At 72.6% G+C, this 3,288-nt stretch carries 1 protein-coding gene and 3 pseudogenes; 2 read left to right on the top strand and 2 right to left on the bottom strand.

The window, feature by feature from the left end; genetic code table 11:
• Window positions 1-814, top strand: a pseudogene (locus AOK18_RS18990) (transcriptional regulator); the annotation flags it as partial.
• 578 nt (window positions 815-1,392) lie between these two features.
• On the opposite strand, the gene AOK18_RS18985 reads toward AOK18_RS18990, so the two are convergent.
• On the bottom strand, window positions 1,393-2,298 hold the full coding sequence (locus AOK18_RS18985; protein ID WP_055695152.1) for a helix-turn-helix transcriptional regulator: 906 nt from the start codon (window positions 2,296-2,298) through the stop codon (window positions 1,393-1,395).
• Window positions 2,299-2,456: 158 nt separating this feature from the next.
• Here AOK18_RS18985 and AOK18_RS18980 point away from each other — a divergent pair.
• Window positions 2,457-3,026, top strand: a pseudogene (locus AOK18_RS18980) (SDR family NAD(P)-dependent oxidoreductase); the annotation flags it as partial.
• Between the two features lie 46 nt (window positions 3,027-3,072).
• Here the strand turns inward: AOK18_RS18980 and AOK18_RS35430 are convergent.
• Window positions 3,073-3,231 (bottom strand): annotated as a pseudogene (locus AOK18_RS35430) (SDR family oxidoreductase); the annotation flags it as partial.
• Window positions 3,232-3,288: the final 57 nt, after the last annotated feature.

The following is a 3,288-nucleotide window of genomic DNA, read 5'->3' as shown; positions in this document are numbered from 1 at the left end:
CGCCGGTGGACGCGGAGGAACCCCCGGCCGAACCCCTGGACGGACCCGCGGACGCGTTGCCGGACGGAGCGTCGGGGCCGGTCCCGCCGGCGGCGCCTCCGGCACCGCCGGGGGGATCGGCTCCGAAGGTGCGTCCGGGAACGCGTCCGCGGGTCCGTCCAGGGGTTCGGCCGGGGGTTCCTCCGCGTCCACCGGCGCGCCTCTCGCCTGGACCGCCGACTCCCAGGCCTGGGCCTTCGGCTGCGGTCACGACTACGTCGTCGCCAAGCCGCCCGCCCGGGTGCCGCCGCCCCCGGTCCCCCAGGACGCCGGTACCTGGGCGGCGACGCAGGCGGCCGTGCACGGGGGCGAGACGATCGTGAGGCTGTCCGTGCAGGGAACGGCGGACACGGCCGTCGTCCTCACGGCGCTGCGGGTCCGGGTGACCGGCCGCACCGACCCCGCCCCGGGCAACGCCTACGCCATGGACCAGGGATGCGGCGGCGTCCTCACCCCGCGGTACTTCGCGGTGGACCTGGACAAGGACCGGCCGATCGCCCGCGCGGTCGCCGGGAACGACGCCGGGACGCCGATCCCGGCGGTCCGCATGCCCTACCGGGTGTCCGCGAAGGACCCGGAGGTGCTGGAGGTGACCGCCACGACGGCCCACTGCGACTGCCGCTGGTACCTGGAGCTGGACTGGTCCTCGGGCGGCCGCTCCGGAACCGTCCGGATCGACGACGGCGGCCGTCCGTTCCGCACCAGCGGCATCGAGGGGCTGCCCCGCTACGAGTACGACACCGCCCACCGCCGCTGGGCGCCCCGCGCGGACTGAGCACCCGCGTTCCGGGGCGCCGCCGTCACGGCCCCGGACTCCCAGCTCTGTCCCCAGGGGCAAAGTAGCCGTCTGTGATGTTCAGGCCGTTGGTTCGACGGTGTCCGGCGGCTCGACGACTCGCCGGTGCTCCCAGGCGGTGAGCACACGCTCACGGCTGTCCGTTTCCTCTACGAGTCGGATGACCACGTTCTCGTCGCTCCCGTAGTGCCCGACCCAGTCTCACCATGTCCGCCGGGCGGTGGTGCCGACAGCCCACTCCCAGTCACCTCGGGGCCGTCCGCGGTGAACCGGAGGACCGTACGGTACGTGGTCACGCGTTCACCTCCACAACGGCTGTGGGTCGAGTCGTCTGCAACAACCCAGGAAACCGGGAAAGCCCAGCATAATCGGCGCACAGGGCCGAGTTTCACGAGTGACCGCCCATGAAACACCCGCACTGCCGCGCCCGGTCAACTTGCCGCTGTGGGTACCGTCCCGTGAGCGTGGGGAAGCGGGAATCAAGGGGGTAATCGTGAACTCTGGGCCGAGAACAGCCACGCCTTGCCGGGAAGGCGGTCCTCCCTCTGCGGCGCGGGTCAGCGCCCTGTTTCGGATTCGGCCGCGGACAACCCTTCCGGTGCCGTGCCCCCGGTGACGCTCAGGTCCTGGGTTCCTATGACGGACAGCAGTTCCAGCTGCTCGGCTCCCCGGCTTCCGGGCGGGGCGGTGAACCACAGCAGGCGTTGGCGTCCGTCCTCGCTGAGCAGGTTGTAACAGTCGAGTTCGATGATGCCGAGCGTGGGGTGGACGATCTTCTTGTGGTCCATGCGGCGCACCGCGACGTCGTGGGTGTCCCAGAGGGCCGCGAACTCCCGGCTGCGGCGGCGTAGCACGGCGACCATCTTCGTGACCTCCGCGTCCCGGCCCCGCCGCGCGGCCGCTGCCTGGAGGTCGGCCACGAACACCCGGGAGTGGTGCGGGTGATCCTCGACCGGGTACCTCTCGCGCGCCTGAGGGTCGGTGAACCAGCGGTACACGAAGCTCGCCGCCGCGCCGCGGTGCGCCGGGGACGTGCCGAGCAGGTTTCGGGCCAGGTCGTTTTCCACCAGGGTGTCGTGCAGGTCGGTGATGACGCGCGCGGGGGTGTTGGACAGCCGGTCCAGGAGTCCGAGAAGCGCGGGCTGCACATGTGCCGACGGTCCGTGTGCTGACGGCGGGACCGGCCGCTCGGCCAGGTGGAACAGGTGGTCGCGCTCGTCGCCGTTCAGGCGCAGGGCTCGGGCGAGGGCGGCCAGGGTCTGGGCCGAGGGCTGCACGCCGTTCTTTGCGCTGCCGCGCTCCAGCTCGGTGTAGTAGTCGGCTGACAGCCCTGCCAGCTGGGCGACTTCCTCGCGGCGCAGCCCGGGGACGCGCCGGCGCGGGCCTTGGGGGAGACCGACCTCAGCGGGTCGGACGCGGTCGCGGCGTGTCCTGAGGAAGGCACCGAGTTCTGGAAGGTTCACCCCTTCATGGTCGCTCGCGCGCCGAGCCGTAGCCAGGGGGTGGCATCCCCTGGGTAAACGCAGCCCTGGCTAGGGGTGGGGGACCGGTCGATCGTTGAGGACGCAGCAGGGCGACGGCGAGGCCGCGGCCTGATCGCATCCCACCACAGGAGTCAGCAATGCCTATCCCCACTACCCACGACGGGACCGCTGCCCCGGCCCAGCCCTCCGCCTCACCCCGGGTCGCGATCGTCACCGGCGGCTCGCGCGGCATCGGCCGCCGGACCGTCGGCCGACTGGCCGCCGACGGGTACGCCGTCGTGGTCGGCTATGCCGGCAACCAGGACGAGGCCGAAGCCGCCGCAAAGGAGGCCGCCGCCAACGGCAGCGTCCGGGCGATCACGGTACGCGCCGACGTCGCCGACGAACACGCCGTCGCAGCTCTGTTCGACGCGGCCGAGGCAGAGTTCGGCGGTGTCGACGTCGTCGTGCACGCGGCCGGGCGGGCACACACGGCACCGATCGCCGAGCTGGACCTGGCCGTCCTGGACGACCTGCACCGCGCCAACATCCGCGGCACGTTCGTCGTCGTCCAGCAGGCCGCCCGTCGGGTGCGCCCCGGCGGGGCGATCGTGACGTTCTCCACATCCGTGGTGGGGCTGGCCTTCCCGAACTACGGCGCGTACTCCGCCAGCAAGGGCGCGGTCGAGGCGCTGACGCTGATCCTGGCCCGGGAGCTGCGGGGCCGGGCGCGACGGCGTTGGCGGTGACGTCCCGGCCCCGCAGCTCCCGGGCCAGGATCAGCGTCAGCGCCTCGACCGCGCCCTTGCTGGCGGAGTACGCGCCGTAGTTCGGGAAGGCCAGCCCCACCACGGATGTGGAGAACGTCACGATCGCCCCGCCGGGGCGCACCCGACGGGCGGCCTGCTGGACGACGACGAACGTGCCGCGGATGTTGGCGCGGTGCAGGTCGTCCAGGACGGCCAGGTCCAGCTCGGCGATCGGTGCCGT

Origin of the sequence: Streptomyces prasinopilosus (assembly GCF_001419695.1) — a bacterium.
Lineage (GTDB): Bacteria > Actinomycetota > Actinomycetes > Streptomycetales > Streptomycetaceae > Streptomyces > Streptomyces prasinopilosus.
The sequence above is the reverse complement of the archived record's forward strand: the minus strand, read 5'-3'. Positions and strand labels throughout refer to the sequence as shown.